Below are 3918 nucleotides of genomic sequence, written 5' to 3' on the forward strand. Positions count from 1 at the left end.
GGTCGATGTCACCGGCCTGAACAGCAACCCTGTGGCGAACCCGGACACGGCTGCGGTGACGGAGGACGAAACGCTGGTCGCAACTGGCAATGTGCTAACCAATGATTTGGATCCGCTCGGTAAGACTCTGACAGTCGCCGCGGTCAACGGCATCGCGGTCGCCACGACCGGCACCACTACGATTGTTGGCATCTACGGCACGCTCGTGATCCAGGCCAACGGGCAATACACTTACACCCTCGCCAACAGCCAGGCGGATATCCGCGTGCTCACCGATGGCCAGGTCGTGTCCGATGCCTTTGCCTATACTGTCTCAGATGGAAACACCTACACCCAGACAACAACGCAGACCGTCCAGAACCTGATTACACAATCTGAAAATTTCACTGCTGCCCCCTGGCTCACGACGCTGCCGGCCGGGCTTCCGAATACATCGGTCGTCCTGCCGTCAGCGCTCGTGGTAACCAGCAACGTCGATACCGGTCCGATGGGTGGCGCGGCGACCGTTGACGAGCTGAACCTGATAGGGCCCAGCGCGTCGCTTTACTATAAGACCAATGTCGCGGGCCAATACACATTCAGTCTTTGGGTTCGGCTGGTCAGCGGAACCGGAACTTTCAGCCTCGCATACGATCCGGCCTCGACGGGTGTGTCCGAATATGAGACGGTTGTCGGCACCAGCACGTGGCAGCGTGTTAGCATCACCTTCACGGGCGATGGAAATGCGAATTCCTGGGTGGCTATGATGCATAGCCCATTCCAGGAAGGCGATGGTGTTTTCGAAATCTGGGGTGCGCAGCTTAATTCCGGCGCGACGCCGGATTCCTATGTCGCGACGAGTGGCACCGCCGTAGCCACCACCACGACAACCACGACTGGCATGGTGGGATCCACCCTGACAGTCAACGTGACGGGCGACACACCGGTCGCAAGCCCAAATACTGCGGCGGTAACAGATGGCGGGACGACGGTCATCAGTGGTAACTTGCTGTCTAATGACCAGTCTCCCGCCGGAGAGACGCTAACGCTGGCAACAGTGGATGGGATTGCGGTCACCGGAACGACGACGGTCGTAGGCACATATGGCACGCTGGTCGTGACGGCCAATGGCGCCTACACATACACGCTCTCCACTACCCAAACGAACGTCGCGGAACTGCTCAGCGGTCAGACCGTTGACGATACTTTCGCATACACCGTCTCGGATGGACTTTCCTACACGAATGTCGTGCCGGTGATTTCGCAGAACTTGATTTCGCAGTCCGAGGCGTTCAATGTTGCACCGTGGGTGTCTTTCAAGTCGTCAGGTGGAGCGCCCACGATCACGGCGAACGTTGGACCGGGCCCAAATGGCGGAGCCAGTACGGCTGACGAGATAACGCTGAACAGTGCGGGATCTGGTGTCTACTACCAGACCAACGTTCCCGGCCAATACTCCTTCAGCGTGTGGGTCAAAGCGATCAGTGGCAGTGGGGCCTTTAGTTTCAACTACTACCAAGCCTCAATCGAGGACGACTACCTGCAGAGCGCCATAGCCACATCGAGTTGGCAGCAATTTACCTTTACGTTTGAAGGCGACGGTGACGCCTCCTCTAATATCGCGTTGATGCTCAGTCCGACCCAAACATCAGCGACGACGCTCGAACTATGGGGCGCGGAACTCAATCCGGGCGCGACCGCGAACGCCTACGTGCCGACCAGTGGGGCGCCAGCGACGGTCACAACCTCCGCAACCAGTACCGCAACGATTGGTTCCACGCTTACAGTTGCAGTGTCGGGCAGTAGTACCAACCAACCGGGAGCGACCTTAAATCTTCAGAACACAACCCAAGCGGTCGTGGCGAATCTTGCGACTGACCAGTGGGCCAACGTAATAAATGTTCTGCCACTGGGGGATTCCATTACGTATGGATGGGGCCCGCAGGATGATTTGACACAGAACACACTTTCCGACGGCTATCGCGGCCCATTGTGGTCCGCCTTCGCGGACAACAACACGTCGATCAATTTTGTTGGCGACCAGAACGATGGCCCTGCGACGCTGCTGGACACAGCAAATGCTGGTTATGGCGGTTTGACGACAAGCCAGATCGCCGTTCGGCTTCCTGGGCTCTTGGAATCGCAGAATCCGAACGCGATCTTGCTCATGGCCGGCACCAACGATATCTTTGGCAACGTCTCGGCAAGCACGATCGCAGCGAACATCCTTAGCATGTTGGAGACGGTGAACAATTTCAATCCGTTAATTCATGTCTACGTCGCGACGTTGACGCCGATGGTCAACAGCTATTCTGCGGATGTGGCACCGGTCAATTCAGCGATCACGAGCATGGTCGCACAGGCCCAGGTCAGCGGCCTCAATGTCAGCCTGGTGAGCATGGGCAACGTCACTACCGCGGACATCTCCTCCGACGGTACCCATCCCAATGCCACCGGCTACGCACAGATGGCGCAGAATTGGTATTCTGCCATTTTGGCCCAGCAACCCGTCAGTGGCGGGACACCGGGTGGCGCTTCGAACCCGATCTCGTCCTCGATCTACAATCTCGTTGGCGGCAGTGGGAACGATGTGCTGATCGGCAATTCGCGTCCCAACCTGATTTACGGCGGCTCCGGCAATGATGTCTTGGAGGGCGGCGGGGGCAATGATACGTTGATCGGAGGCTCCGGGGCGGATCAATTCTTAATCACCCCGACAGCCGGGGTAGTGACGATCCAGGACTTCAATCCCAACAATGACTATATCGTGTTCAACAACATCCCGGGGCTGACGAGCGCTAGCCAACTGACGGGCAGCACGGTGACGCAGAATGGTGGACAGACGACAATTAGTCTCGCGTCCTTCGGCGTCAATGAGCAGGTCGTCGTTGCGGGTTATACCGGAAGTCTTACCAACGTCACTCAGTTTGCCACGTAGTCAACTGTGAAGAAACCGCAAACCGTAAACGATGCTGAGGACATCCGCGTCGGCAAGCAATCGCATTTGGCAGAAAAATGTTACCGCCGCGCGAGTTTCCGGCAAATTGACCGGACGCGGCGTGGTGCAATTCTATGCTTTCCCGGATCATCTGGGTGGGTGGTGATGCGACCGACTATGCGAGCCAAGGCGGCCAATAGGACCTTCTGAGGTCACGCCTGGACTAAATCGCCGATCTATAGAACTCCGCTGGCAGAGCTGGCGCGCGGCATCAATTGGTCGTTTCTGGAACTGCGGCTCGGCGCCGTTTGCACGGATGGCCCGGGATGCCCGCCATTGGCGACACGGCTGATGGCGGGCTCGCCATCCTCAAGCACATGCACAACCTGTCCGACGAGGTGCTGTGCGAGCGGTGGCTGGAGAACCGGGACGGTAGCATCGATGCACAAAGATCGAAGCTAAGTGAACCGTTCGGTATGCCGTCGACCGACTTAGATGCGATCTTCTGGACATTTCCATCTCCGATAGAAATCGGTCAAATGTAAAAGATGTCAAAGTTAAGTCTCGGATGTGCTTCTGGGGCCGCAGCATTTTTGCAATATTGATGATACAGATTTGGGGTGACGCCGGATCTCCAGAATTGGCCAACATGGAGCAGAAACCAATGCGCCTATCAATTCAGTGAACGACTGAAAACACAGATATAGACGGCACGACACATACCTGCGATGCAGGGGATGCTGAGCGAACAGCACCCGACAACTACCTAATACACGAAGATTCTGTTGCCATCCTAAAGTATGGCCACGGATATGACTATGGATGTAGCTATGGATTCACGGACTATATTAAAGTGGATGGGTCAAGATTTAGACAACCGCGAGCCATCGTAATCGCAGTTCGTGCTAGACCAGATGTTCGCCTGAGATAGGGGCGACCCGTCTCACAGTATGCAGGCTTTCGAGGGTTGCACCGGGTGGTCTGGTGCCGAGCCTCATGCA

At 56.7% G+C, this 3918-nt stretch carries 1 protein-coding gene and 1 pseudogene; both read left to right on the forward strand.

The annotated features are described in order from the left end of the window. The coding region (locus tag GSQ89_RS28275) for a GDSL-type esterase/lipase family protein (protein ID WP_216856449.1) at positions 1–2917 on the forward strand (2917 nt) is incomplete at its 5' end. A 206-nt stretch (positions 2918–3123) separates the two neighbouring features. After that, positions 3124–3342 (forward strand): annotated as a pseudogene (locus GSQ89_RS39460) (IS5/IS1182 family transposase); the annotation flags it as partial. Positions 3343–3918: the final 576 nt, after the last annotated feature.

Origin of the sequence: Acidisphaera sp. S103 (assembly GCF_009765975.1) — a bacterium.
GTDB lineage: Bacteria > Pseudomonadota > Alphaproteobacteria > Acetobacterales > Acetobacteraceae > Rhodopila.